Origin of the sequence: Actinomadura terrae (assembly GCF_022751215.1) — a bacterium.
Taxonomy (GTDB): Bacteria; Actinomycetota; Actinomycetes; order Streptosporangiales; family Streptosporangiaceae; genus Spirillospora; species Spirillospora terrae.
Window position 1 is genome coordinate 1,413,256 of record NZ_JAICDG010000002.1, and the last position, 24,005, is coordinate 1,437,260.

A 24,005-nucleotide genomic window follows, 5' to 3' on the forward strand; every position below is an offset into this window, starting at 1 on the left:
CGGGCACCGCACGTACCTGTGTCTCGACTGCCGCGACGAGCATGTGACGACGAAGTGCTACCTGCCGCACCATGTGCCGTCTCGCGGCGCGGACTTCCGCTGGCCCTAGTAGCGGAGGCCGTGGCCGTAGGGGTAGAGGTTCGCGATGGTGACGGGGAGGCGACCGCCGGGCTGGGCGCCGAAGACGACCTTGGCGGCGGCCGCGTGCATGGTCTGGTCGACGCGCAGGATGCGGGCGGTCGTGCCGTAGGTCGCGACGTAGGCCTTGACCTGCGGGTAGGACGTGAGGTCGTAGGGCAGGCCGATGGCGATCGCGGCGACGGGCTTGCCGGTCGCCTGGAGCGCGCGGACGAGTTCGGCCTGTCCGGCGGGGAGTTCGCCGGCGGAGTAGGTCGCGACGAGGACGCGGTCGGCGTCCCCGGCGCGGCGGACGGCCTCGGCGATCTCGGCGTCGGACGGGTTGGTCGTCGCCGACTGCCAGCTCGTCACCGGCCCCGCGGACGCGGCGGTCACCTCCTTCGCGAACGGTTCGATCTGCGCGGCGCCCGCGACGAACGTCCGGTCGCCCGACTTGGCGTCGAACGGCAGCACGCCGCCCTCGTTGCGGACGAGGGTCGTCCCCGCGACGCCCATCGCTAGGGCGCGGCGGTGGAAACCGGTGTTCCCGCAGACGCGTTCGGCCGTGCGCGGGTTGACGTAGCGGTGGTCGAACACGTCGTAGTCGCTCTTCAGAGCCAGGATGCGGAGGACGGATTCGTCCACGCGGGCCCGGGAGAGCTTGCCCGCGCGCAGGGCGTCGAGCAGCGCGCCGACCGCGTCCACGTGGGTGGAGAACTCACCGGTCGACATGATGATGTCGGCGCCCGCGTTGACCGCCATGACCGTCGCCTCGCGGACGCCCCAGTTCTTGGCGATCGCGTCCATGTCCATCGCGTCGGTGACGATCAGGCCCTTGAAGCCCATCTCGCCGCGCAGCAGGCCCGTGAGGACCTTGGCGGAGAGCGTCGCGGGCAGGTCCGGGTCGATGGTCTTCACGACGACGTGCGCGGTCATGATCGACTCGACCCCGGCGGCGATCGCGGCGCGGAACGGGGGGAGGTGGACGCGGTCGAGCGTCGCGCGGTCGTACTCCACGGCGGGCAGGCCGAGGTGGCTGTCGGTCTTGGTGTCGCCGTGCCCGGGGAAGTGCTTCGGCGTGGAGATCAGCCCGGCGCGGCGGTAGGCGCGCACCTGCGCCTCGACCAGTTCCCGGACGAGCTCGGTCCGCTCCCCGAACGAGCGGACGCCGATGATCGGGTTCGCCGGGTTGGTGTTGACGTCGGAGTCCGGCGCGTAGTTCCAGTGGAAGCCCATCGCCTGCGCCTCGGCGGCGGTGATGGCCGCCGCCTCCCGCGCGTATCGGACGTCGCGGGCCGCCCCGAGGCCCATCGCGTTGGGCAACGGGGTCGTGCCCTCGCGGACGTTGTGCGTCGTCCCGAACTCGAAGTCGCCCGACATCAGCAGCGGCAGGCCGAGCCGTGTGTCCTGCGCCCAGCGCTGCACGCGGTTGGAGTAGCGGGCGGCGAGGCCCGGCGTGCGCGGCTCGGACGTGATCACCGAGCCGATCATCAGCTCCTGCAACGAGCGGCGCGTCTCGTCGTTGGGCATGCCGTCCGGACCGTCATGGGTCACCGCCATGACCATCTGGCCGATCTTCTCCGCGTCGGTCATCCGCGCGAGGACGGCCTCGGGGTCGTGGCGGCGCCGCTTCGGGGCCGCCTGCGCGAGGGCCGCCTGGGTGAAAGCAGTGGGCGTCAGCGCGAGGCCGAGCGCCGCCGTCGTGATCGTGGACACCGCGGCCCGCCGTCCGATAGTCATCCCGCCTCCAAATGGGGTTGTCTACCGGTCTAGACCAGGCGATTCGACCCCCTGAGGGCAATGGAGAAACCTGCCAAGATCAGGTGAACGCGCGTTCACCGAAACGGCCGGTCAGCCCTTGATCTGCGTCCACGCCTCGGCCCAGCGCGAGTACTCCACGCACTTGGACCCGCGGTCGTCGCCGCAGTCCTTCGTCGGCGTCCGCCAGAACGCGAGGCGGCGGTAGAAGCCCGGGTCGCCGACGTGGTAGGTCGCGCAGAACCCGCGCGCGGTGTACGCGCACGCCTTCGGGTTCGCGGGCGCCTCGCCGAACCACTGCGCGACCTGCGCCTGGACGCGCGGCGTCGCCATCCAGCTCATCCACTTGTACATGCAGTTGGGATGCTGCGCCTTGGACGAGATCATCCACGTGTCGGACCACCCCGTCGCGCCCTCGGACGGCAGCGTCGTCGCCACCGGCGCCTTCTCGGTCGCGGCGAGGTTCGCGGTGACCTGCCACGCCGTCCCCGCGTAGTTGTCGGCGCTCTTGAACGACTGGAGTTCGTCGAGGTAGTTCGCCCAGTACTGGTTGACGTTGGGACGCTGCTGCCGGAGCAGCTCGACCGCCGCGTCGAACTGCTTGCCGTCCAGCGCGTAGACGTCGCGGATCTTCAGGTCGGGGCGGTGCGCCTTGAGGTAGAGCGCCGCGTCCGCGATGTAGATGGGGGAGTCGTAGGCGACGACGTGCCCGGCGGCGGGGGAGTCCGGCTTCCACACCACGTCCCAGGACGTCGGACGCTGCTGGAGCTTGTCCGTCCGGTACATCAGCATGTTCGCGCCGTAGCCGTGCGGGACGCCGTACATCCGCCCCTTCACCGAGTTGTACGGCTGCTGCTTCAGGTACGGGGCGATGTCGTCGTACCCGCTGACCAGGCCCGTGTTGACGGGCGCGACCGTGCCGCCGTAGATCAGCCGCAGGCTCGCGTCGCCGGACGCCGAGACGCCGTCGTAGCGTCCGGTCCGCATCAGCGCGACCATCGAGTCGGAGGTGTCGGCGACCTTCGCCGCGACGTGGCAGCCGGTGGCCCGGGTGAACGGCGCGACCCAGTTGACGCTCCGGTCGTTCGACCCGTTCTCGGCGTAGCCCGCCCACACGACGAGGTCGAGGCGGCCCTCCCCGGCGCCCACGTCCTGCTGCATCGGGACCTCCGGGACGGCGGTGACCTTGCCCTCCCCGCCGCCGCAACCACTGGCCAGTGCGGCGGCGGCCGACAGTACGGCGGCGAGCGTGAGCGTCCTGCGGTGCGGTGTTCGTCCCATCACGTCGAAGGATCGTAGGGGTATTTCGGGCATTCCCGCACACATAATGTGATGAGCTGGAAACTGTCGACACACGGCGGCGTGCCGTCCTAGGCTCTCCTGCGTTCCGCGCACCCGCCCGCCGTGTCGCGCGACCGCCCGCTGTGCGCCGCCCCGCACACCGCCGCACCGTCCCCTGCCGCCGACCGAAAGTTCAGCCCCAGTGCCACAACCAGGCCGCACCGTGGACTCCTCCGCCGAGCAGCGGCGGGCCGGTCCGAAGGCAGCCCGTTTTCGCTCGATCCGCTTCAAGGTCGTCCTGATGGTCACCGTGTCGGTGGTGTCGCTCGGCGTGCTGTGGGCGTTCGCCGCCAGCATCGCGCTCGGGGAGGGCCTCAACCTCCGGCACGTCGAGTCCGTCCAGGACCACTACGGCTACCCGTCCGGCGCGCTCGGCAGCGCGCTCCAGAACGAGCGCCGGCTGTCGATGGTCTACCTCGGCGGCCGCGCCGAGGGCGACCGCGCCGCGATGGAGTCGGGGCGGCTCGTCACCGACCGGCAGGCCGAGCTGTTCCGCTCGCTGGTCGGCGACCGGGGCGCGCGGGACGCGGCGCCGCCGCAGGCCAGCCGGCTCGCCGACAAGATCCTCGGCGGGCTGGACGCGCTGGCCGCCGGCCGCCGCTCGATCGACTCCGGCGCCACCGGCCGGGCCCGCGCGTTCGCCGACTACAGCGCCCTGCTCGCCGACGTCGGCTCGCTCCAGGGCTCGCTCGCCACGCTCGACAACTCCGAGGTCGCCAAGGACGCCCGCAACCAGGCGTCGCTGACCCGCGCCCGCGAGACGCTCGCGCAGGAGGACGCGCTGCTCGCGGGCGCGCTCGCCGCGGGGCGGATGACCCCCGCCGAGCACGCCCAGTTCGTCAAGCTCGTCGGGACGCAGCGCGCCCTCTACGGGTTCGCGGCGGCGGAGCTGCGCCCCTCCGACCAGGCGTACTACCAGCGCGTCGTCGGGATGCCCGAGTACACGCGGCTCCGCCTCCTGGAGGACCGGTTCGTCGGGTCGCCGCGGCTCGTGCGCCCGGGCGGCGCGCCCGGCGCCCTGTGGAAGACCACCGCCGACTCCAACCTGACCCGGCTGCGCGGCCTGGAGCTGTCGGTCGCCGCGAGCGCCGAGCGGCGCGCCAAGCCGATCTCCGACGGCATCATCTGGCGGGTCGTGCTGGCCGGCGCGCTCGGGCTCGTCGCGGTCGTCGCGTCCCTGGTCATCGCCGTGTGGGTGGCGCGCTCGGTGATCCGCGAGCTGGCCCGGCTGCGCCGCGAGGCGATCGACCTCGCCGACGCGCGGCTGCCCGGCGTGATCCGCCGGCTGCGCCGCGGCGAGGAGGTGGACGTGGCCGCCGAGGCGCCGCCGCTGGCCTTCGGCGCCCGCGAGATCCACCAGGTCGGCGAGGCGTTCAACGCCGCCCGCCGCACCGCGATCCAGAGCGCGGTCGAGGAGGCGGCGCTGCGCCGCAACGTCAGCGAGGTCTTCGTCAACCTCGCCCGGCGCAGCCAGACGCTGCTGCACCGCCAGCTCAAGCTGCTGGACGCGATGGAGCGGCGGATCGAGGCCCCCGACGACCTGGAGGACCTCTTCCGCGTCGACCACCTCGCGACCCGCATGCGCAGGCACGCCGAGGGCCTGATCATCCTGTCCGGGCAGCCGCCGGGGCGCGGCTGGCGCAACCCGGTCGCGATCGTGGACGTGGCGCGCGCCGCCGCGTCCGAGGTCGAGGACTACACCCGCGTCAACGTCGCGCCGATGACCCGCGCCGCGATCGTCGGACCGGCCGTCGCCGACGTCATCCACCTGCTCGCCGAGCTGGTCGAGAACGCCACCGCGTTCTCGCCGCCGCACACCACCGTCCAGGTGCAGGGGCAGGCCGTCTCGCACGGCTTCACGCTGGAGGTCGAGGACCGCGGCCTCAGCATGGACGAGCCGAGCCTCGCCGCCGCCAACGAGCGGCTCGCCACCGCCGCCGAGTTCGACCTGTCCGACAGCGCGCAGCTCGGCCTGTTCGTCGTCGGACGCCTCGCCCGCCGGCACGGCATCAAGGTCACGCTGCGCACGTCGCCCTACGGCGGGATGACCGCGATCGTCCTGCTGCCGGAGGAACTCGTCGTGCGCGGCGACGGCGAGAACCTGGACGACGCCGACGCCCCGGCCCTCACCACCCGCCGCGCGCAGGACGCGCTCGTCCCGGCGGGCGTCGTCGGCGCCCGGCCGCCGACGCCGAGCGGGTCGGTGCTGCAACTCCCGGCCGGACGCCACGCCGCCACCCCCGCCCCCGCCCCGGAGGAAGCCCCGGGCTCGGAGACGACGGGCCCGCGTCCGGTGTTCGAGGAGCCCGCGCAGGGCCCGCTCCCGCAGCCGCGGCAGGCCGGAACCGCGTGGGGCGAGCGCCGCGACCCGTCCTACGAGGCGGAGCTGGAGCGGTCCCGTTCCACGCCGCAGCGGCTGCCGCGCTCCCCGCGCGAGGTGCGGCGGCGTCCCCCCGGCGCGGGCGCGGCGGACCGTCCGCCGCTGCCCAAGCGCGTCAAGCAGGAGAACCTCGCCTCGCAGCTCCGAGAGGAGGCCGCCGCGACCCCGCCCGCCCCGGAGCCGCGCCCCGGCCGCTCGCCCGAGCAGCTGCGGGCGATGATGTCGTCGATCCAGCAGGGCACCCGGCGCGGCCGCGCCGAGACCCTCGACAACGAGGATTCGTGACGGGCGATGAGCGGTCCTGGCAGCGAGTGGATCGATGAGGAGGCCGGGCCGATCGTCCGGTCGTACGCGCTCACGCGCGGGCGCGCCCGGCCGGCCACCGGCGAGACCTTCGACATGATCACGATCGTGTCGACCGAGGCCAGACCCCGGACGGGCTCGCCGGGCCTCGGCCCCGAGCACCTGGACATCCTGGAGATGTGCCTCCAGCCGCAGCCGGTCGCCGAGATCGCCGGCCGGATGCGGCTGCCCCTGGTCGTCGTCCGCGTGCTGCTGGGCGACCTGCTGCACCACCGGCTCATCGCCGTCACCCGTCCCCAGCCGGAGAGCACGCTCTCCAAGGAACGCCTGCTCAGGGAAGTGCTCCATGGCCTCCAAGCCCTCTGACCCCGCACCGACCCCGGCCTCGGCCGCGCCGGTCGCGGTGAAGATCCTCATCGCCGGCGGGTTCGGGGTCGGCAAGACGACGCTCGTCGGCGCCGTCAGCGAGATCCGCCCGCTCCAGACCGAGGAGCTGCTCACCGACCAGGGCGTCGGCGTCGACGACACCGCCGGGGTCGAGCAGAAGACCACCACCACGGTCGCGATGGACTTCGGCCGCATCACGATCCGGGACGGCCTCGTCCTCTACCTGTTCGGCACGCCCGGCCAGGACCGGTTCTGGTTCATGTGGGACGAGCTGTCCTTCGGCGCGCTCGGCGCCGTCGTGCTCGCCGACACCCGCCGGCTGCCCGACTGCTTCCCGGCCGTCGACTACTTCGAGAGCCGCGGCCTGCCGTTCGTCGTCGCCGTGAACCGCTTCGACGACGGCTACGACTACACGCCCGACGAGATCCGCGAGGCGCTCGACCTGAGCGAGGAGATCCCCGTGGTGCTGTGCGACGTGCGGGAGCGGACGTCCGGCAAGGAGGTCCTGACGACGCTGGTGCGGCACCTCCTCGCCGTCCACCGGACGGAGAACGAGGGCGTGCCCGCCCTCTAGGCTGGGCCGCGTTCCACGACGGATGAGGTGACGTGAAGGTCACGCGCACACGGTTGTCGGACGGTCGCGAGCTCCTCTACTACGACGAGGCGCCCGGCCGGACGCCCGCGCCCGACCCGCGCGCGCTGCCGCCCGTCGAGCCGCTGTGCGAGGTCCGCCGCGACCCGCTCACCGGCGACCATGTGACGATCACCGCGCACCGCAACGCCCGGACGTTCCTCCCGCCCCCCGGCGAATGCCCGCTCTGCCCGGGCGGCCCCGCCTCGGAGATCCCGGACGCCTCCTACGACGTCGCCGTGTTCGAGAACCGCTTCCCGTCCTTCGACGCCCGCACCCCGGGCGTCCCGCCGGTGGTCGACGGCGCCGACGTGTTCCAGCGCGCGAAGGGCGCGGGACGCTGCGAGGTCGTGTCGTTCACCGACGACCACGCCGCGTCGATGGCGCGGCTGCCGGTCTCCCGCGTCCGGACGGTCATCGACGCCTGGGCCGACCGCACCGCCGAGCTGTCGGCGCTGCCCGGCGTCGAGCAGGTGTACGTGTTCGAGAACCGGGGCGTCGAGATCGGCGTCACCCTGCACCACCCGCACGGCCAGATCTACGGCTACCCGTTCGTCACCCCGCGCACCGCCCGCATGCTGGCGATGGCCGCGCGGCACCGCGCGTCCGGCGGCGAGCTGTTCGCGGACGTCCTCGCGGCGGAACGGGCGGGCGCCCGCGTCGTCACCACCGGCGACCACTGGACGGCGTTCGTCCCCGCCGCCGCCCGCTGGCCCGTCGAGGTGCACCTGATGCCGCACCGCCACGTCCCCGACCTGGTCGCGCTCACCGCCGCCGAACGCGACGAGCTGGCCGTCCTCTACCGCGACCTCCTCCAGCGCTGCGACGCCCTCTACGACGCGCCGCTCCCTTACGTCGCGGGCTGGCACCAGGCCCCGGTCGGCGAGGGCCGCGACCTCCTCCGCCTCCACCTGGAGCTGTTCTCCGTCCGCCGCGCCGCCGACAAGCTCAAGTACCTCGCGGGCTCGGAGTCGGGCATGGCCGCCTGGATCAACGACGTCCCGCCGGAGGACGTCGCCGCCCGCCTCCGCTAGAGCATGCGGTGCCGCTCGTCCAGCACCCGGACGGGCCTGTGCAGGAACGTCTCGCCCGCCGCGCGCCCGTACACGACGTTGAGCGTGACCGCGAGGTAGTACGGAGGGCCGCAGCACGGGGTGACCCGCTTGTTGATCCGCCACCGCAACGTCTGCCCGCGCCCCAGCGGGACGTCCCGCGCCCGCCCGTCGCGAAGCGAGACCAGCAGCCGCCCGTCCCGCTCCTCCAGCGCCACGTCCTCCGGAAGGACCCGCTCCACCGCATGGCGCGGCAGGAAATCCTCCGCCTCGCTCATCGTGACCCGGTGGACGAACGGCTGCGCCTCGTCGGGCAGCGGGAACGCCGCCGGAACCGCGTTGCGCCTAGCGGCGGCGCCCCCGCCGCGGGACCGCTTCGTCCAGGTGACGCGGATCCGCTGTACGGCAATGTCCATCCGGTCATGGTGATGTGGCCTCACCCCGACACGCCAGTGCTTTTCCCCCACAGCCAGTGGAACGCCGGAACTTGTTGCCCTAATCTCCGTCGCATGCCCGCAAGCGTGCCGGCCGGCCCGCCGGCGCCCGGAATGTTCGACGGTGTCGCGGCGACGTCCGCCGGCGCCCCCCTCGCCTTCACCTCCCAGAGCGGGACGGGGGCGAACCTCGGCCAGGCGTGGGACCTCGCGTCCGGCACCCCGCTCGGCCCGCCCGTCCCCGACTTCCCCGACGACCGTGCCGAATGGGCGTTCGGCCTCCCGGACGGCTCGCCCCTCGTCGCCTGGACCCGCCGCGACCGCATCCACGTCCACGACGTCCGCGCCGGCACCTACCTCACCCTCGAACCGGGGCTCGCCGCCCAACCCGAACTCGTCGGCCTCGCCACCCACCACGGCCGCGGCGCCGTCGTCGCCGTCTTCGGCCCCGCGCACGACGCGGAGGTCCTCGTGTGGGACGCCGCCACCGGCGACCGCCTCACCGAGTTCGGCCTGTGGCTCGGCCACGGCTCGGCCCTGGACCGCCGCCTGCTCCCCGCGACGGGCCCCCTGATCGGTCTGACCTGCGACGACGCCTGCCGTGTCACGGTCTTGGACGTGGAACGCGGCGAACAGGTCGCGACCCTGCCCTCCCTCGGCGCCCGCGCGGTGTTCGCCCGCGCCCGCAACGGCCCCGTCCTGATCCAGCCGACCGCCACGGGCCTGGTCGTCCGCCCGGTCGGCGGCGGCCCGGCCACGACGCTCCCGGCCCCCCACCCGTGCGACCAGCTCGCCGCCGCCTCGGTCTCCGGCCGCCTCCTCGCGGTCGCCGACACCCCCGACGGCACCCTCCTGACCTGGGACGCCGCGAACTCCGTCCGCCGCGTCCCGCTCCCGACCCCCGTCAACGACCTGGCCCTGGCCGCCGACGGCACCCTCGCCGCCGCCACCGACACGGGCCTCTACACCATCCCCCTATGCCCCTAGGGAACGTGCCTCGCCCAGGTTCCCGCCGTGCCCGGCCCGTCCTGTACCTGGACATCGACGGCGTCCTCAACCCGGACGCCCCGCGCGTCCACCACGAGGAGCACACGGTGGGCCGCCTGACCGTGCGCATCGTCCCGTCCCACGGCGGGCGCTGCGCCTCGTCCGCGTGGACCCCGCGCGCGGCCTCACCCGCCGCCACGTCGACCACCTCTGGCGCTGGTCCACGCGCTGGACCCCGTGAAACGCGACAGGGCCCGTCCGCGTGTGCGGACGGGCCCCGGAATGAACTGATCAGCGCACGGCGAGTTCGTCGTCGGACACCGCGGACTCCGCGTCGGCGGGACGTCCCGCCTGATCGCCGTCGGTGTCCACCGGCCGCCGCGACGGCCAGGCGTCGAGCTTCGTGCGACGAGGGTTCGCCAGAGGGTTGTCCATCGCTGCTGCTGTCCTCCCATGACTACAGGCGGCCGCGGATTCCAGGCATCCGGGCCGACCGAAAAGGAAATCTTCCCCGATGACCCACCAGGTTTAGCAACATGGTCTAGACCTGGGCGCTGCCATCAGTAACAACGCCCACCTTCCCCACCATTCCGATCACAGTCCCCTGACACGTCAGAAGTGACGAAGACGACACGACCCGAACGGAGGGCCGATGATGATCTACTGGTTCGAGCTTGAGGTCGGGGCGGTCGGCGACCTTGAGGAGGCCGCGGAGCGGTTGTACTCGCGTTGCGGTGACGCGCAGCTCTCCGGGGACGAGCATGGCGGCACCGTCGCGTTCTCGCGGGAGGCGCGCAACGCGACCGAGGCGATCCTGTCGGCCATCGACGACAGCGAGCGGAGCGGCCTGGCGGTGACCGGTGTCATGGAGGACCTGGTCACCGTCGACGACATCGCCGAGAAGACCGGCCGGTCGGCACCGGCGGTCGGGCACTGGACGACCGGTGAGCGCGGGCCCGGGGCCTTTCCCGACCCGGTCGTTCATCGCGGAAGCCGCGTCAAGCTGTACTCGTGGGCGCAGGTGTCGCGCTGGCTGGCCGACGCGGGGCTGGGGAGGGTCGACTCGGTGGCTGCCGAGGTCGCCGGGGCGGCGGCCGATGTGGACGCGCTGCTGCGCGCGCGGCAGGTGCTGCGCGACGCTCCGTCCGGCAGGCGCGAGGTCCTGGTGAAGCTGGTCGCTGCCTGACGGTCTTATTCGATCGCCCGGCGGAGTGGATCCGGCCTATCGTCCTGCGTGGGTTGGATCATCGCCGGTGCAGGGGAGCGGGTCGTGGAGAGTGGGTCGGGGTGGTCCGTGGACGCGTTGCGGGCCCGGGAGGAGCGGCTGAAGTTCGTGTTCTTCTGGCGTGAGATGGGGCGCACCGGGTGCCTCAGCCAGTGGGCGCGGATTCCCTTCACTGTGGACGGGACGACCTACGCCACCGCCGAGCACTACATGATGGCCGCGAAGGCGCGCATGTTCGGGGACGAGCGGGCCGCCGAGGCGATCGTGAAGGCCAAGCACCCGGCCAAGGCGAAGGAACTCGGGCGGCGGGTCCAGGGGTTCGACGAGGAGACCTGGGTGGCGCGGCGGCTCGGGGTGGTCGTGGACGGGAACCTGGCCAAGTTCGCGCAGCACCCCGAGCACCGCGCCTACCTGGTCGGGACGGGCACGCGCGTGCTGGTGGAGGCGAGCCCGCTCGACCGGATCTGGGGCATCGGGCTCGCCGAGGACGACGAGCGGGCCGAGCGTGTGGAGGAGTGGCGGGGGCTGAACCTGCTCGGTGAGGCGCTGATGATCGTCCGCGACTCGCTGGGCTAGCGGGTCAGGTGGAACGCCGAGGTGCCGAGGCCCGTGGGCTTGCGTAGGCCGGGCTTGAGCAGGCCGGGCTTGACGGGGAGGGGGCCCGCCGGGCGTTCGTCGTAGCGGTGGGTCTCGCGGTGCCACTTGAGGATGCCCGCCATCCAGTCGCGCAGTTCGGCGACGTAGGCTTCCAGGCCGGTGCGGGCGACCTCGTCGAGGCCGAGTTCGTCGGCGAGGATCGGCAGCTCGACGGTCGCGAGGTGCTCGAACTGGTGGCGGCGGGACGTCATCAGGTCGTTGACGACGCCGAGGGCCTCGTCGCGGCCGATGCCGAGGAAGTGCTGGACGGCGAGGACGCCGTTGTTCAGCTCGCCCTCGTACTCCATCTCCTTCTGGTAGGAGAAGACGTCGTTGAGCAGGCAGGCGTAGTCCATGGCGGACGCGTCGATCTCGCTCAGCGTGCGGGTGCGGAACACGTGCTCGGGGATCTCGGCGGCGTGCTCGATGCGGGAGAGGGCCATCGTGAGCTCGGAGCCGAAGGTGTGGCGGCGCATCTCCAGGTAGTCGACGGGGTCGGGGACGCGCGACTGGAGGTGGTTGTTCAGCTCCCACAGCCAGCTCTCCACCATGTGCTCGACGGCGGCGCGGAACTCGCGGCGGCCGCGTTCGGGCATGGGGGCGGCGGTGCGGTGCCACAGGTCGGCGAGGCCCGTCTCGAACGGGTTCTCCGGGACGGGCGTGGGCCCGCAGTCCAGCGGCATGAAGGCGGGGATGCGGGCGCTGAAGCGTTTCGCGCCGGCCATGTCGCGGTCGCGGTTGAACACGGCGGGGAAGTAGTCGTCGCCCCAGGTCCCCCAGGCGAGCCACTGGGTGGCGAGGTCGAGGGCCTCGGGGGTGGCGTCGGGGTCCAGCGACGCGGCGCAGACGGCGAAGTCGAACCCGGCGAGGGACTCCGCCGTCCACAGCGGGGCGGGGTAACGGGGCAGCGGGTCGTACATGCCCACCTCGCCGCACCAGGTGATGACGTTCTTCCGGGCGCGTTCCCGGTGCGGGTTCACGCGCGCGACGTAGGGCATGTCGAACTCGGGCAGCGGCGTGCGGCCGACCTTCTGGTACGGGACGTGCGGGACGCTGAACCGCGCCGACTTGAGCAGCCCCGGTAGGCGCGTCGCCGACATCCCGATCGGCGCGGCCTTGTTCATGTAGCGGCTGGAGCGCATGTGCCACTCCTGGCCGCCGGACTGCCAGTCCTGGAGGCCTTTCACGTAGGCGGCGACGGCCGCGCGCTCGGCCGGGTCCAGGGCGTGCTCCTCCTGGAGCGGCGGCAGTTCGGTGAACACGGTGTTCTCGAACTGGCGGAGGCGTGAGGTCAGCAGGTCGTTGACGGTGTCGGCGGCGGCCTGCGGCGCGACGTCCAGGAAGTGCTCGACGACCAGGACGCTGTTGTTGATCTCGCCTTCGGTCTCGGTCTCGCGCTGGTAGGAGAAGATGTCGTTGCGCAGGTGGACGCCGTCGGCGAAGGTGTCCTTCAGGACGCGCAGCGCGCGGGTGCCGACGAGGCGCTCGGGGATCTCGGCGTCGATCGCGACCTCGACCAGGTCGGCCGACCAGGGCGCGCCGCCGACCTTGCGGCGCATCTGCACGTACTCGACCGGGTTGGGGATGCGGTCGCCGCTGATGTTGGCCAGCTCCCACAGCGATTCGCGGAGGAGGTTCGCGGTGCTCTCGGCGAACCGGCGCCGCCACGCGTCCGAGCGGAACGGGACCGTGCGCGCCCACAGGTCGCGCAGGCCGCGCTCGACGGCGTTGGTCGGCTCGGGGGGCGGCGCGTCCGCCATGAAGAGCGGCAGCCGGTCGAGGTACTCCCGGGCGCCCTGCTGGTCGCGCGGGTGCTTGAAGACCTCCAGGAAGTGGTCGTCGAAGTAGAAGACCCAGACGTACCAGTCGGTGATGAGGTCGAGCGTGGGCGCGTCGCAGTCGGGGTGGGTGTAGGCGCACAGCAGCGCGTAGTCCATCGCGTCGAGCGCGGCCTCGGTCCAGATGTCGGGGGTGCCGGGGTCGCGGGTCTCGTCCAGCATGCCCATTTCGCGGGCCCACGCCCGGCTGTGCACCCGCGCGCCTTCGAGGCCCGCGTTCAGCCGCGCGGGGTGGGGGACGTAGAAGTCGGGCAGCTCGAACGGTTGCATGGACCGGGCCAGCCTCTCTCTCGCACGCCGGGGGGAGGTCGGCTCCGCGTCTCGGGAGCCCGGTTTCGCAACTTACAGCACCCGCTAAGTTGCCGATGGTGACAGCTTTGTGTCTTGATTTCATCGTCTTCTGACGGGTAAGCCCCGGTCATGAGCAAGTCACGCGAGGTGGCGAGGCCCGAGGACGATCCGGTGGCGCAGAACCTCGCGCTCGTGGGGCGCGTGGTCGAGGCCGCGCAGGCGGAGATGCTGGAGAAGGCCAAAAAGCGGCTGCCCGCACTGCGGCTGGGCGCGCTCGCGGGAGCGCTCGGGGTGATGGCCACCGCCGCCACATACCGGATGAACGTGCAGTTGCTGGAGCGGAAGCTGCCGCCGGAGCTGGCGTCGTTCGTCACGGCGCTGGCGTACGGGGGCGGGGCGGGCGCGGCGGCCATGGCGGCGTCCCGCAAGTGGCGGGGGCTTCCGGTGCCGCTGCCGTCGGACACGGTGCGGCAGGTCGCCGAGATCCTCACCGACCGGGAGGACCCCGACGACGAGGAGTGACCCGGCGCGGTCGTCCCGGGCGGAACTGATCCTTCCCGGACGTTCCTGACTTCAGTTCCGCGATCTGGGGTAGGTGCCCCGGCATGGACAGTGAAGCCACCCCGGTAAGAGCCCGGATGACCCTGCGCGTGAACGGGGCCGAGCACCGGCTCGACGTGGACACCCGCGCGTCGCTGCTGGACGTGCTGCGCGAGGATCTCGGGCTGACCGGTTCGAAGAAGGGCTGCGACCACGGCCAGTGCGGCGCGTGCACGATCCTGCTGGACGGGCGGCGCGTGAACGGCTGCCTCGCGCTGGCGGTCGCCCATGACGGCGCGGAGATCGTCACGGTCGAGGGCCTCGCGGAGGACGGCCGACTCAGCCCGGTCCAGGAGGCGTTCATCGAGCACGACGGGTTCCAGTGCGGGTACTGCACGCCCGGTCAGCTCTGCTCCGCGACCGGCGTGCTGGACGAGGCGGAGCGCGGCTGGCCCAGCGCGGCGACCGGCGACCTCGGCGCCGACCCCGTCTTGGACGACGACGAGATCCGTGAGCGGATGAGCGGGAACCTGTGCCGGTGCGGCGCCTACATGGGGATCGTCGCGGCGGTGCGGGAGGCGGCGGCGCGCAGGGAGGCGGCGCAGGCATGAGGCCGTTCGCATACGAGCGCGCCACCAGCGCGGAAGACGCCCTCCAGCGGCATACGGAGGGCACCGCCTACCTCGGCGGCGGCACCAACCTCGTGGACCTGATGCGGCTCGGGGTGGAGGTGCCCACCCGCTTGGTGGACGTCAGGCACCTCCCCTACGACCAGGTCCAGCTCGACCCGGACGGCGGCCTCCTCATCGGCGCCGCCGTGAGCAACAGCGACCTCGCCGCCGACCGGACCGTCCGCGAGGGGCATCCCGTCCTCGCGCAGGCCGTGCTGGCGGGCGCGTCGGGACAGATCCGCAATGTCGCGACCGTGGGCGGCAACCTGCTCCAGCGCACGCGCTGCTCCTATTTCCAGGATGCCGCCAAGCCCTGCAACAAGCGGAACCCGGGAAGCGGGTGTCCCGCGAAGGAGGGCGAGCACCACAACCTCGCGATCCTCGGGCACTCCGAGGCGTGCGTGGCGACGCATCCGTCCGACATGGCGGTGGCCCTCGCGGCGCTGGACGCCTCGATCCACATTCGAGGGCACGCGGGTGAGCGGACCGTCCCGATCGAGGACTTCTACCGGCTCCCCGGCGACGAGCCGCAGCGCGACACCACCCTGGAGCCGGGCGACCTGGTCACGGCGGTGGAGGTGCCGCCGCTCGGCATGCCGTCCCGCTACCGCAAGGTCAGGGAGCGCGCCTCGTTCGCGTTCGCGCTCGTGTCGGTCGCGGCGGCGCTGCGGGTGGACGGCGGTGTGGTCCGCGACGTCCGCCTCGCGCTGGGCGGCGTGGCGCACAAGCCGTGGCGGGCCAGGCGCGCCGAGGAGGCGCTGCGCGGGAACCCGGTCACGGAGGAGTTCTTCCTGCGCGCGGCGGAGGCGGAGCTGGAGGCGGCCGAGCCGCTGCGCGACAACGCCTACAAGGTGACGTTGGCGCGGAACCTGATCGTCCGGACGCTCGCCGACCTGGGGGAGGGGACATGACCGACCGGCTGGAGAGCCGCGAGAAGGTCACCGGGGAGGCGCGCTACGCGGTCGAGTACCCGGTCGAGGGCGTCGCCTACGCGGCGGCCGTGCAGGCGACCGTCGGGCGGGGCGAGATCACGTCGGTGGGCACCGAGGAGGCGCTGCGGCTGCCCGGCGTGCTGGCCGTCCTGTCGCACGAGAACGCGCCGGAGCTCCAGGACACCGGCGACGCCGAGCTGGCGCTGTTCCAGTCCCGGACGGTCTCCTACCGCGGCCAGTTCGTCGCCGCCGTCGTCGCCGAGACGCTGGACACGGCGCGCGAGGCGGCGCGGCTCGTCCGCGTCGAGTACGCCTCCGAACCCCCGGACGTGACGCTGCGCGCCGACCACCCCGGCCTCTACAAGCCCGACAAGGTCAATCCGGCCTTTCCCAGCGACACGGTCCAGGGCGAGCCCGACGAGGCGTTCGCGAACTCGGCCGTCCGGGTGGACGCGACGTACTCGACCCCGGCGGAGCACAACAACCCGATGGAGCCGCACGCCACCCTCGCCCAGTGGCACGACGACGGGACGCTGACGCTCTACGACTCCACGCAGGGCGCGTCGAGCGTCCAGCGCACGATCGCGAAGGCGCTCGGGCTGGAGCCCGCGCAGGTGCGGGTCGTGTCGCCGCATGTCGGCGGCGGGTTCGGGTCCAAGGGCGCGCCCCGGCCGAACGTGCTCGTCGCGGTGCTCGGCGCGCGGGCGGCCGGGCGTCCGGTCAAGTTCGCCGTGCCCCGGCAGCAGATGTTCGCGACGACCGGCTACCGGACGCCGACCATTCAGCGGATCAGGCTCGGCGCCGACGAGGACGGGCACCTCGAAGCGATCGCCCACGAGGTGGTCGAGCAGACGTCGGTCATCCAGGAGTTCGGCGAGCAGACCGCCGTGGTGACCCGCATGATGTACAAGGCGCCGCACCGGCGGACGTCGCACCGGCTGGTCAAGCTGAACGTCCCCACGCCGTCGTGGATGCGCGCGCCCGGCGAGACGCCCGGCATGTTCGCGCTGGAGTCGGCGATGGACGAGCTGGCCGTCGCCGCCGGGATCGACCCGGTCGAGCTGCGCGTCCGCAACGACACCGGCCACGAGCCCGAGAGCGGCCTGCCGTTCAGCTCCCGCAACCTCGTCGCGTGCCTGCGCGAGGGCGCGGCCCGCTTCGGCTGGGCGGCGCGCGACCCCCGGCCCGGCGTCCGGCGGATGGGCCGCAAGCTGCTCGGGACGGGCGTCGCCGCGTCCACCTACCCAGCCTACATGCGGCCCTCCGGGGCGACGGCCCGCGCCGAGCCCGACGGGACGTTCACGATCCGCGTCGCCGCCGCCGACATCGGCACCGGCGCCCGCACGGCGCTGACGCTGATCGCCGCCGAGGCGCTCAAGGTCGATCTCGGCCGGGTCCGGGTCGAGGTCGGCGACAGCCGGTTCCCGAAGGCGCCCGTCGCGGGCGGCTCCGCGGGCACCGCCAGCTGGGGGACGGCGGTCGTCCGCGCCTGCGAGGGGCTGCGCGAGAAGCTGAACGGGTCCGTCCCGCCCGGCGGCGTGGAGGCCTCCGCCGACACCACCGGCGAGCTCAAGGGACGCGACCGCTACGCGCGGCACGCGTTCGGCGCGCAGTTCGCCGACGTGGAGGTCGACGCCGACACCGGCGAGGTCCGCGTCCGCCGCATGCTCGGCATCTTCGCCGCCGGACGGATCGTCAACCCCAAGACCGCCCGGTCGCAGTTCATCGGCGGCATGACGATGGGCATCGGCATGGCGCTGCACGAGGAGAGCGTGATGGACGCCGAGTTCGGCGACTTCCTCAACCGCGACCTCGCGCAGTACCACGTCCCGGCCTGCGCGGACGTCCGCGACATCGAGGCGGACTGGGTCGAGGAGACCGACCCGCACCTCAACCCGATGGGCACCAAGGGCATCGGGGAGATCGGCATCGTCGGCGCGGCGGCGGCCGTCGCCAACGCCGTGCACCACGCGACGGGCGTCCGCGTCCGCGATCTGCCGATCACGCCGCCCCGGCTTCTGCCGCGACTGTGACGTTTCTGATTTTCCGTTCGCTGGCGGTTCAGAACGCGGGAACAGGTGAGAGCCTGGCATGAGCGGGCCGCCCACGGCAGGGCGCGCCCCGGCCGGAGGGCGGGGAGCGGGATGACGGTCTGGCGGATCACCGGCGAGGACGGCCCGGTGCGGAGGTTCGCCTCGGCTGAGGGCACCGGGCCGGCCGGACCTCCGGGTCCGCCGCAGGACGCCCCCCGGTACGACGTCGTCGAGTACGACACGGCGCTGCTACGGATCGTCTCCTCGTCCGGCTCGCCCTGGCTCCGCCTCACCGGCGACATCGACGTCTCCAACTCCGCCGACCTGGACGGCGTCCTGTGCGCGGCCGTGGAGCGGGTGCCCGGCGACCTCCACCTCGACCTCGCCCATGTCGACTTCGTGGACGTGGCCGGCCTCCGCGTCTTCACGAAGACCGGCCACGCGCTCGACGCGGGGCGGCGCATGCTCCTGCTGCACTCGGTCTCGCCGCACATCGACAAGCTCGTCCGCCTGATCGGCTGGGACCGGGCGCCGGGGCTGCTCGTCCACTGCAAGTCCCGCCCCCGGGCGTAGTCCCGGCGGCTAGGAGCCGCTGAGGCGCGCCAGCTCCGGATTGCGGATCGGCGGCTTTCCGGTCGTCCACGCGACCGTGAGCACGACGACCCGGAACCGCCACCCGTCCTCGGTCCGCACGACCTCGGCGTCGTAGTACCCGCCCGACTGCATCACCTCGCCCGGACGGTCGGCCCGCGCCGCCTGCGTCGAGTCCAGCTGCACATGGGTGTGGAGGGCGTCCCACCGCACACTCGCCCGGTCCCCATCCACCTCGACGAGCGGAATCCCCGCGAGGTGCTGGGTGCGGCCCCACATGTCCATGGTGAGGTTCTGCATCTTCGGGGCGACGTCGCGTCCGGCGAAGGTGCCCACGGGGAACCGGAAGCGCACGTCCTCGGTGAAGAACCGCCGCGCCCACGCCTCGTCGAACGGGTGCGCCTCCGGGTCGGCCTGCCGCTCGTCCAGCGACACGAAGAACCGGGCGACCAGCTCCCCGATCTCCAGCCTGTCCACCAGTTCCGCGATCTCAGTCATGATCTCCTCCTTCCCGGCCCACGCTAGAGACGGGCGAAAGGCGGGGAATCCGTCATCTGACTGGCCGATTTCAATAAGGTGTCGGGCATGCCTGATCTTTCGGTGTATCCCGACCCTGATCGGCTGCTGGGCTGCCTGCTCGGCGGGGGCATCGGGGACGCGCTCGGCGCGCCGCTCGAAAGCTTCGCGCTCGACGTCATCCGGGAGAAGCACGGCCCGGACGGCCCGGACGACTTCGTCCCCGAGCGGTTCGGACGCGGCGCGATCACCGACGACACGCAGCTCACGATGTTCACCGCGTACGCGCTCGTCCAGGCGTCCGCGCGGGCGCGGGCTGCTGTCATTGGGCAGGGGATCGGCGGCGCCGCACCCGGCCTGCTCCAGGCCGCCTACCTCACCTGGTTCCGCGGGCAGGGCGAGGAGTTCCCCGACCAGGGCATGGAGGTCGGCGGCTGGCTCACCGGCGTACCGGCGCTGATGACCCGGCGCGGCCCCGGCCGCTCCACCCTCGCGGCGCTGCACCGCGCGGCCGAGCGGCGCAAGCCCGCCATCCCGCTCGGGACGCCGCAGGAGCCCAACGGCGACTCCAAGGGCTGCGGCGGCGCGATGCGCGCCGCGCCGTGCGGGTTCGGGCACGCCGACCCGGCGGAGGCGTTCGAGCTGGGCTGCCGCGCCGCCGCCATCACCCACGGGCACCCGAGCGGATACCTCCCCGCCGGGGTCCACGCGGCCATGGTGTCGGCCCTGCTGCGCGGCGCCGAGCTGGAGGAGTCCCTGAACCTCGCGCGCGAGCAGCTCAAACGCCACCCCGGCAACCGCGAGACGCTGGAGGCGCTCGCGCGCGCCGCGAGCCTCCGGCACGAGGGGCCGGCGACGCCGGAGCGGCTCCAGACCCTCGGCGGCGGCTGGACGGGCGAGCAGGCCATCGCCATCGCCGTCTACGCGGCGCTCGCCCCGGGCGACGTCGAGAGCCGCCTCAAACTCGCCGTGACCCACACGGGCGACAGCGACTCCACCGGCGCCATCTGCGGCAACCTCCTCGGCGCCCGCTACGGCGCGGGCGCCTTCCCCGAGCGCTGGCGCGACGGCCTGGAGGTCGGCCCCGCCCTCACCCGGCTCGCCGCCGCCTGCTCCGCCGAGTTCGGCCCCAACCCGCCCGCAGACCCCGCCGGTTCCGGCGGCCACCCCATCGCGCAGTGAGGACCCCATGAGCACCCCCGACCAGGGCAACACCTACCTGGAGAAGGTCGTCGCGCAGCAGGCGGTGCTGGAGGACGACCTGCGCGCACGCCGGCCGCCGTCCCCGGCCGCGCCCGGCGCCGCGCCGCCCCCGCCGCAGGGCCCGATCGCGAAGCGGAGCCGCGCGCTCGGCGCGCCGCCCGCCGAGCCGTCCAGCCCCGGCCAGGTGGACGTGCGGATCAGCGGGTTCTGGCGGTGGAAGAACGTCCTCGTGCCGCCGAACGCGTTCGTCGTGCACACCCGGCGCGGACGGGACGAGCCGCTGCACATCGGGCTCGGCGTGTCGTTCCGGTTCAACCCGTCCACCGACTCGTTCCTCGTGGTGCCGGGTGCGACGCAGACCATCCTGATCAACGCGTACTGCATCTGCCGCGAGCTCCAGGGCGTGCTCGTCCAGGGCTACGTGCAGTGGATCATCCAGGACTTCGCGACCGCCTACCGCAAGCTCGACTTCGGCGCCGAGGACGACCCGATGCGGCTGGTGAACATCCAGCTCAGGGAGCAGGCGGAGGCGGCGATCAAGGACAAGGTCTCGATGATGGGGGTGCGCGACGTCCTCAGCGACAAGCAGCCGATCATCGAGGAGCTGACCGCCCGGCTGCGCGGCGTGGCCGAGGGCGAGGACGGCGGCGACCAGGGCCTCGGCCTGCGCATCGTCACCGTGCAGATCAAGGAGGCGGTGGTCAGCTCGTCCCGCCTCTGGGAGAACCTCCAGAAGCCCTACCGCGCCGAGCAGGGGCAGATCGCGCGGCTCGCCGAGCTGGAGGCCGAGGAGGTCGTGGCGCAGCGCGAGATGGCGGCGGCGCGGCTGAAGGAGACGCAGCGGCTGGAGCACGAGCGGGAGCTGGCCGAGCTGCGCGCCCGCAACGAGGCCGAGCGGTTCGACACCGAGGCAGCCGAGAAGGCCCGCCGGACGCGGCGCGAGCACGACGACGCCCGCGAGGTCGCCGAGCTGCACACCGAGACGACCCGGCACGCGCTGCGGATGGAGCGGGAGCGGCACACCGAGGAGGCCGAGACGGGACGGCTGCGCGCCGAGCGCGACGCCGAGCTGAAGCGCCTCGAACTGGACGCCGAGCTCGCCCGCTCCGACGCCCGCGCCCGCGCGCGCCACGAGCACGACCTGCTGGATCTGGAGCGGGAACGTTCCCGCGCGGCGGTGCAGAACGAGCGGACCCCGGTGGCGGTGCAGACCGAGCTGGTGCGCTCGCTCCCGGCGATCCTGGCGAAGCTCCCGAAGCCGGACGAGCTGCGCACCGTCCAGGTCAACGGCGCCGACCAGACGAGCGTCGCGGGCCTGGTCACCCAGCTCGCGGCCATTATCACCGCGCTGCGCGACGCGACCGCCGACCCCGGCTCGTCCGCGCCCCGCTGACCCCGGCTCGACCCCCGGTTCGCCACCGTCACGCACACGGCTGGTAGTCACCGCGGCCGGAAGAACAACAGGACGTAGCCGACACACCCGATGTAACCGGAATGGCACGCATTTCTATTCTGTGGGGGCGTGTCCGGGGTTAATATTCGCTTGATTCCAGTCGACGGGGCAGAGTCACGGTCAGGAGCAGCGCGTGGATCTCGGTCCCCATCACCTCAGGATGATCGAGGCCGTCGCCGCGACCGGCAGCATCAGCAAGGCCGCGGCCCGCCTCAACCTCACCCAGCCCGCCGTGAGCACGATGCTCCGCCGGGTCGAGGGCCACCTCGGCGTGCAGTTGTTCGTGCGCTCACCGGAGGGCGTCGTGCCGACCCCGGTGGGGGAGGAGGTGGCGACGCGGGCCCGAGCCGCGCTCGCCTGTATCGATGATCTGAACGCGGCCCTCGCGCACCGCCGCAGCGACCCCTCGCCCCTGCCGATGCTGCGGATCGGCGTGCAGGCGTGCCCGCCGCTGACCCGGCTCAGCGAACATCTGGACGTGGTCTCCCCGGGCACCCGGCTCCAACTGCGCGTGGACCAGGGCGGCGGGCGGATCCCGGCACTGCTGGCCTCCGGCGCGCTCGACATCGGCCTCTTCCAGGAGCCGGTGGACTACACCGCGCCCCCGCTGGAAGGGCTGGAGCGGCTCGTCCTGGTGGAGTGCGAGCCGGCGCTGGTCGGCATGTCCTCCAGCAGTCCGCTGGCCGCGCACGAGACCCTCGACCTCGCCGATCTGGCCGACCAGGACTGGCTGGACGACCCGCTCGACGACGGCCCCTACCCGGCCTACTTCCGGGGGGTGTGCGCGAGCGCGGGGTTCCAGCCGCGGGTCCGGTTCTGGTCGACCGACTGGCAGATCGCGGCCTCGCTGATCCGGTCGGGGCGCGCGATCGGCATCTACCAGCCGACCGCGGCCCCGCGCGACGGGATGGCGTTCCGCCGCATCACCGGAGACCCGCTGGGACAGCGGGTCGTCCTGGTATGGCGGCCCGAGGTGGAGCAGGCCGCAGGGCGCCTGAGGGGAATCTTCAACGACGTGTACATGCAACTCGTCCGCGCTCAACGCGTGTACGGCGAATGGTGGGACGAGCATCCCGAGGCACATCCGGCGTTGCCGGTCGTCACGTCGTCCTGAAGGGTCCACCTCTAGGCCTCCACCCCGAGCCGCCTGGTCAGTGCGGGTTCACAAGGGTCAACGGGTTGGTGAGGGGTGGTCGGCGGGTTCCGGGGCAGCGGTCCCCGGAACCCGCACGCTCATCGGCTGGTCGTCCCTACTCCTGCACCCGGCGGCGCCGCGCGACGGCGATGCCGGCCGCCGCCGCGACGGCGCCGCCGGCGCCCAGAGCGAGCAGGGCCGGTGCCGGGCCCCGATCCGGCGCCGGCCTGCTGACGCCGGTCGAGGGCGAGAACCCGCCCAGCCGCCCGGACTTCGCGTACTGCGAGCCCGGGAGTTTGTCGGCGTACCGCGTGTGGACCAGTCGCTGGTACGCCGCCACCGTGGCGCCCGTCTTGCCGACGGACGCGACGGCGGTGTCGTTGAGCCCGGTGACCCTGCCGTTGGCGAGCCGGTACCAGGCGTTGATCTGCGGTTCGGTGAACACGGTGCCGCCGGCGGCCTTGGCCGCGTACGCGGTCTCGTCCGCGCCCGAGGTGATGTTCCAGACCAGCCAGCTCTTGTTGTTCTTGTTCAGCCACATCGTGGCCTGCTGGCCGGACGCGGACCGCGCGGTGACGGCCATGTGGGAGAAGCGCGCGACACCCGCGCCCGCCTCGCCCTTCACGAAGGCGGGGTTGAGGGAGTAGATCGTCTGGGCGGTGCCCTCGATCCGCGGTGCCTGGGCGTCGGCCTGGGCCTTGGTGACGGTCTGGTTCGTCAGCTTGCCCTGGTTGTGCTGGTTCAGGTGGACGAAGAAGGAGCCCAGGCGCTGCTGGGCCGCCGGCTGCGCCGCGGCCTTGGAGGCCGCCGCCGCGTCGGTGGAGGGGCCCGCCGCCATCGCCGAGCCGCCCATCACGAACACCGTGACGCCGAGTCCGGCGGACACGGCAGCTGCGGAGAGCTTCGCAGTGCTACGCATCATCACGCTCCGACCCGGTAGAGGGCTTGTCCCCAGCGGAACTCGCCGTTGTTGGTGTACTGGCTGACCGTCATCTCGGAGTAGCGGGGGCTGGAGGGCCACGGGTCGCCGTAGGCGATGACCTGGGAGCCGTCGGTGTAGCCGTAGATGACCTGGGCGTGTCCGCCGCCGGCCGTCCAGTAGATTCCGGTCTCGATCGGACGGCGTCCGTCGATCTCGGTCTTGATGGCACTGAACCCGAGCGGGCCGCTGACGGTCCCGCGGGAGATACCGAGCTTCTGGAAGGCCGTCTGGGCCCATTCCAGGTATCCGGCCTGGTTCGGGCACTGGCCGCCGGAGCGGTTGCGCGCGAGGTTGCAGAATTCGTTCTGGGTGGTGCCCTTGCCGTGGAACTTGGCGATCGTGAGGCCGCTGGCGGCCCAGCACCACTGGTTCTGCTGCTGCACTTCCTGGTTGATCTGTAGTTCACCGGCCGAGGCGATCGAGGGCGAGGCCGTGATGGTGGCGGCTGCCACCCCGACGACTCCGCACGCGATGCGCCAACGTCCCCGGGCGGGTCGGGTACGCGTTGCCATTCGCTTCCGCCTTTTCTCCCGGCCTTACGGCGTTGGAACCCCGCGCGGGGTCAGGAG

Annotated in this window: 23 protein-coding genes; 15 read left to right on the forward strand and 8 right to left on the reverse strand. The window is 72.8% G+C overall.

What is annotated here, in order from left to right; all coding sequences use genetic code 11:
* Positions 1-105: 105 nt before the first annotated feature.
* Positions 106-1,857 (reverse strand): glycoside hydrolase family 3 protein, encoded by a 1,752-nt coding sequence (locus tag K2F47_RS16520; RefSeq protein WP_242904006.1) that lies wholly within the window; start codon positions 1,855-1,857, stop codon positions 106-108.
* 111 nt (positions 1,858-1,968) lie between these two features.
* Positions 1,969-3,156, reverse strand: a complete 1,188-nt coding sequence (locus tag K2F47_RS16525) for an ABC transporter substrate-binding protein (RefSeq protein ID WP_242905992.1) — start codon at positions 3,154-3,156, stop codon at positions 1,969-1,971.
* A gap of 202 nt (positions 3,157-3,358) precedes the next feature.
* Between K2F47_RS16525 and K2F47_RS16530 the strand changes: the two genes are divergently transcribed.
* From K2F47_RS16530 to galT, 4 genes are read left to right on the forward strand one after another with little or no spacing between them, the layout of a single operon-like run.
* On the forward strand, positions 3,359-5,881 hold the full coding sequence (locus K2F47_RS16530) for a sensor histidine kinase (protein WP_242904013.1): 2,523 nt from the start codon (positions 3,359-3,361) through the stop codon (positions 5,879-5,881).
* A gap of 6 nt (positions 5,882-5,887) precedes the next feature.
* Entirely contained in the window at positions 5,888-6,265 is a 378-nt protein-coding gene (locus K2F47_RS16535; RefSeq protein ID WP_242904015.1) for a DUF742 domain-containing protein, read from the forward strand.
* Positions 6,246-6,860, forward strand: coding sequence for a GTP-binding protein (locus K2F47_RS16540; RefSeq protein WP_242904017.1), 615 nt, complete (start codon positions 6,246-6,248; stop codon positions 6,858-6,860). The genes K2F47_RS16535 and K2F47_RS16540 overlap by 20 nt, the downstream gene beginning before the upstream one ends.
* Positions 6,861-6,892: 32 nt before the next feature.
* Complete coding sequence (galT, locus tag K2F47_RS16545) at positions 6,893-7,951, forward strand: galactose-1-phosphate uridylyltransferase (RefSeq protein WP_242904019.1); 1,059 nt, start codon at positions 6,893-6,895, stop codon at positions 7,949-7,951.
* On the opposite strand, the gene K2F47_RS16550 is transcribed toward galT, so the two are convergent.
* Positions 7,948-8,385, reverse strand: coding sequence for a hypothetical protein (locus tag K2F47_RS16550; protein ID WP_242904021.1), 438 nt, complete (start codon positions 8,383-8,385; stop codon positions 7,948-7,950). The genes galT and K2F47_RS16550 overlap by 4 nt on opposite strands.
* Before the next feature lie 93 nt (positions 8,386-8,478).
* On the opposite strand from K2F47_RS16550, the gene K2F47_RS16555 reads away from it, so the two are divergent.
* Positions 8,479-9,390, forward strand: coding sequence for a WD40 repeat domain-containing protein (locus K2F47_RS16555; RefSeq protein ID WP_242904023.1), 912 nt, complete (start codon positions 8,479-8,481; stop codon positions 9,388-9,390).
* 291 nt (positions 9,391-9,681) lie between these two features.
* On the opposite strand, the gene K2F47_RS16560 is transcribed toward K2F47_RS16555, so the two are convergent.
* A complete protein-coding gene (locus tag K2F47_RS16560; protein ID WP_242904025.1) occupies positions 9,682-9,825 on the reverse strand; it encodes a hypothetical protein in 144 nt (47 codons plus the stop codon).
* Between the two features lie 217 nt (positions 9,826-10,042).
* On the opposite strand from K2F47_RS16560, the gene K2F47_RS16565 reads away from it, so the two are divergent.
* Positions 10,043-10,576, forward strand: a complete 534-nt coding sequence (locus K2F47_RS16565; protein WP_242904027.1) for a hypothetical protein — start codon at positions 10,043-10,045, stop codon at positions 10,574-10,576.
* 84 nt (positions 10,577-10,660) lie between these two features.
* Positions 10,661-11,191 (forward strand): riboflavin biosynthesis intermediates N-glycosidase, encoded by a 531-nt coding sequence (gene ybiA, locus K2F47_RS16570; protein ID WP_308198419.1) that lies wholly within the window; start codon positions 10,661-10,663, stop codon positions 11,189-11,191.
* On the opposite strand, the gene K2F47_RS16575 is transcribed toward ybiA, so the two are convergent.
* The gene (locus K2F47_RS16575) at positions 11,188-13,359 is read right to left on the reverse strand and encodes a terpene synthase family protein (protein WP_242904034.1); all 2,172 of its coding nucleotides are present in this window, start codon (positions 13,357-13,359) and stop codon (positions 11,188-11,190) included. The two genes, ybiA and K2F47_RS16575, sit on opposite strands and share 4 nt — an antisense overlap.
* Before the next feature lie 150 nt (positions 13,360-13,509).
* Here K2F47_RS16575 and K2F47_RS16580 point away from each other — a divergent pair, with 150 nt between their 5' ends.
* From K2F47_RS16580 to K2F47_RS16600, 5 genes are all read left to right on the forward strand, one after another.
* Positions 13,510-13,902, forward strand: a complete 393-nt coding sequence (locus tag K2F47_RS16580; RefSeq protein WP_242904036.1) for a phage holin family protein — start codon at positions 13,510-13,512, stop codon at positions 13,900-13,902.
* A gap of 116 nt (positions 13,903-14,018) precedes the next feature.
* Positions 14,019-14,531 carry a 2Fe-2S iron-sulfur cluster-binding protein gene (locus K2F47_RS16585; RefSeq protein WP_242904038.1) on the forward strand — a complete coding sequence of 171 codons (513 nt, stop codon included), beginning with the start codon at positions 14,019-14,021 and terminating at the stop codon, positions 14,529-14,531.
* On the forward strand, positions 14,528-15,502 hold the full coding sequence (locus tag K2F47_RS16590; RefSeq protein ID WP_242904039.1) for an FAD binding domain-containing protein: 975 nt from the start codon (positions 14,528-14,530) through the stop codon (positions 15,500-15,502). The genes K2F47_RS16585 and K2F47_RS16590 overlap by 4 nt, the downstream gene beginning before the upstream one ends.
* Entirely contained in the window at positions 15,499-17,556 is a 2,058-nt protein-coding gene (locus K2F47_RS16595; RefSeq protein WP_242904041.1) for a xanthine dehydrogenase family protein molybdopterin-binding subunit, read from the forward strand. The genes K2F47_RS16590 and K2F47_RS16595 overlap by 4 nt, the downstream gene beginning before the upstream one ends.
* A 111-nt stretch (positions 17,557-17,667) precedes the next feature.
* Positions 17,668-18,129 (forward strand): STAS domain-containing protein, encoded by a 462-nt coding sequence (locus K2F47_RS16600; protein ID WP_242904043.1) that lies wholly within the window; start codon positions 17,668-17,670, stop codon positions 18,127-18,129.
* Positions 18,130-18,138: 9 nt separating this feature from the next.
* On the opposite strand, the gene K2F47_RS16605 is transcribed toward K2F47_RS16600, so the two are convergent.
* Complete coding sequence (locus K2F47_RS16605; protein ID WP_242904045.1) at positions 18,139-18,645, reverse strand: nuclear transport factor 2 family protein; 507 nt, start codon at positions 18,643-18,645, stop codon at positions 18,139-18,141.
* Positions 18,646-18,732: 87 nt separating this feature from the next.
* Between K2F47_RS16605 and K2F47_RS16610 the strand changes: the two genes are divergently transcribed.
* The 3 genes from K2F47_RS16610 to K2F47_RS16620 all read left to right on the forward strand — a co-directional run bounded on the left by K2F47_RS16610 (position 18,733) and on the right by K2F47_RS16620 (position 22,433).
* Positions 18,733-19,845 (forward strand): ADP-ribosylglycohydrolase family protein, encoded by a 1,113-nt coding sequence (locus tag K2F47_RS16610; protein WP_242904054.1) that lies wholly within the window; start codon positions 18,733-18,735, stop codon positions 19,843-19,845.
* A gap of 7 nt (positions 19,846-19,852) precedes the next feature.
* Complete coding sequence (locus K2F47_RS16615) at positions 19,853-21,259, forward strand: SPFH domain-containing protein (protein ID WP_242904061.1); 1,407 nt, start codon at positions 19,853-19,855, stop codon at positions 21,257-21,259.
* A gap of 193 nt (positions 21,260-21,452) precedes the next feature.
* Entirely contained in the window at positions 21,453-22,433 is a 981-nt protein-coding gene (locus tag K2F47_RS16620; RefSeq protein ID WP_242904063.1) for a LysR family transcriptional regulator, read from the forward strand.
* 136 nt (positions 22,434-22,569) lie between these two features.
* Here K2F47_RS16620 and K2F47_RS16625 read toward each other — a convergent pair whose 3' ends face one another.
* Both K2F47_RS16625 and K2F47_RS16630 read right to left on the reverse strand, forming a co-directional pair.
* A complete protein-coding gene (locus K2F47_RS16625; protein ID WP_242904065.1) occupies positions 22,570-23,376 on the reverse strand; it encodes a hypothetical protein in 807 nt (268 codons plus the stop codon).
* Complete coding sequence (locus K2F47_RS16630; RefSeq protein WP_242904074.1) at positions 23,376-23,888, reverse strand: papain-like cysteine protease family protein; 513 nt, start codon at positions 23,886-23,888, stop codon at positions 23,376-23,378. Before K2F47_RS16630 ends, K2F47_RS16625 begins: the two co-directional genes overlap by 1 nt.
* Positions 23,889-24,005: the final 117 nt, after the last annotated feature.

Excerpts from the sequence above, each read along its gene's own strand:
- K2F47_RS16595 (WP_242904041.1), top strand. The coding sequence starts at position 15,499 with ATGACCGACCGGCTGGAGAGCCGCGAGAAGGTCACCGGGGAGGCGCGC.
- K2F47_RS16540 (WP_242904017.1), top strand. The coding sequence starts at position 6,246 with ATGGCCTCCAAGCCCTCTGACCCCGCACCGACCCCGGCCTCGGCCGCG.
- K2F47_RS16580 (WP_242904036.1), top strand. The coding sequence starts at position 13,510 with ATGAGCAAGTCACGCGAGGTGGCGAGGCCCGAGGACGATCCGGTGGCG.
- K2F47_RS16535 (WP_242904015.1), top strand. The coding sequence starts at position 5,888 with ATGAGCGGTCCTGGCAGCGAGTGGATCGATGAGGAGGCCGGGCCGATC.
- K2F47_RS16575 (WP_242904034.1), bottom strand. The coding sequence starts at position 13,359 with ATGCAACCGTTCGAGCTGCCCGACTTCTACGTCCCCCACCCCGCGCGG.
- K2F47_RS16610 (WP_242904054.1), top strand. The coding sequence starts at position 18,733 with ATGCCTGATCTTTCGGTGTATCCCGACCCTGATCGGCTGCTGGGCTGC.
- K2F47_RS16525 (WP_242905992.1), bottom strand. The coding sequence starts at position 3,156 with ATGGGACGAACACCGCACCGCAGGACGCTCACGCTCGCCGCCGTACTG.
- K2F47_RS16615 (WP_242904061.1), top strand. The coding sequence starts at position 19,853 with ATGAGCACCCCCGACCAGGGCAACACCTACCTGGAGAAGGTCGTCGCG.
- K2F47_RS16590 (WP_242904039.1), top strand. The coding sequence starts at position 14,528 with ATGAGGCCGTTCGCATACGAGCGCGCCACCAGCGCGGAAGACGCCCTC.
- K2F47_RS16550 (WP_242904021.1), bottom strand. The coding sequence starts at position 8,385 with ATGGACATTGCCGTACAGCGGATCCGCGTCACCTGGACGAAGCGGTCC.
- K2F47_RS16625 (WP_242904065.1), bottom strand. The coding sequence starts at position 23,376 with ATGATGCGTAGCACTGCGAAGCTCTCCGCAGCTGCCGTGTCCGCCGGA.
- K2F47_RS16585 (WP_242904038.1), top strand. The coding sequence starts at position 14,019 with ATGACCCTGCGCGTGAACGGGGCCGAGCACCGGCTCGACGTGGACACC.
- K2F47_RS16600 (WP_242904043.1), top strand. The coding sequence starts at position 17,668 with ATGACGGTCTGGCGGATCACCGGCGAGGACGGCCCGGTGCGGAGGTTC.
- K2F47_RS16555 (WP_242904023.1), top strand. The coding sequence starts at position 8,479 with ATGCCCGCAAGCGTGCCGGCCGGCCCGCCGGCGCCCGGAATGTTCGAC.
- K2F47_RS16565 (WP_242904027.1), top strand. The coding sequence starts at position 10,043 with ATGATGATCTACTGGTTCGAGCTTGAGGTCGGGGCGGTCGGCGACCTT.
- K2F47_RS16520 (WP_242904006.1), bottom strand. The coding sequence starts at position 1,857 with ATGACTATCGGACGGCGGGCCGCGGTGTCCACGATCACGACGGCGGCG.
- K2F47_RS16605 (WP_242904045.1), bottom strand. The coding sequence starts at position 18,645 with ATGACTGAGATCGCGGAACTGGTGGACAGGCTGGAGATCGGGGAGCTG.
- K2F47_RS16560 (WP_242904025.1), bottom strand. The coding sequence starts at position 9,825 with ATGGACAACCCTCTGGCGAACCCTCGTCGCACGAAGCTCGACGCCTGG.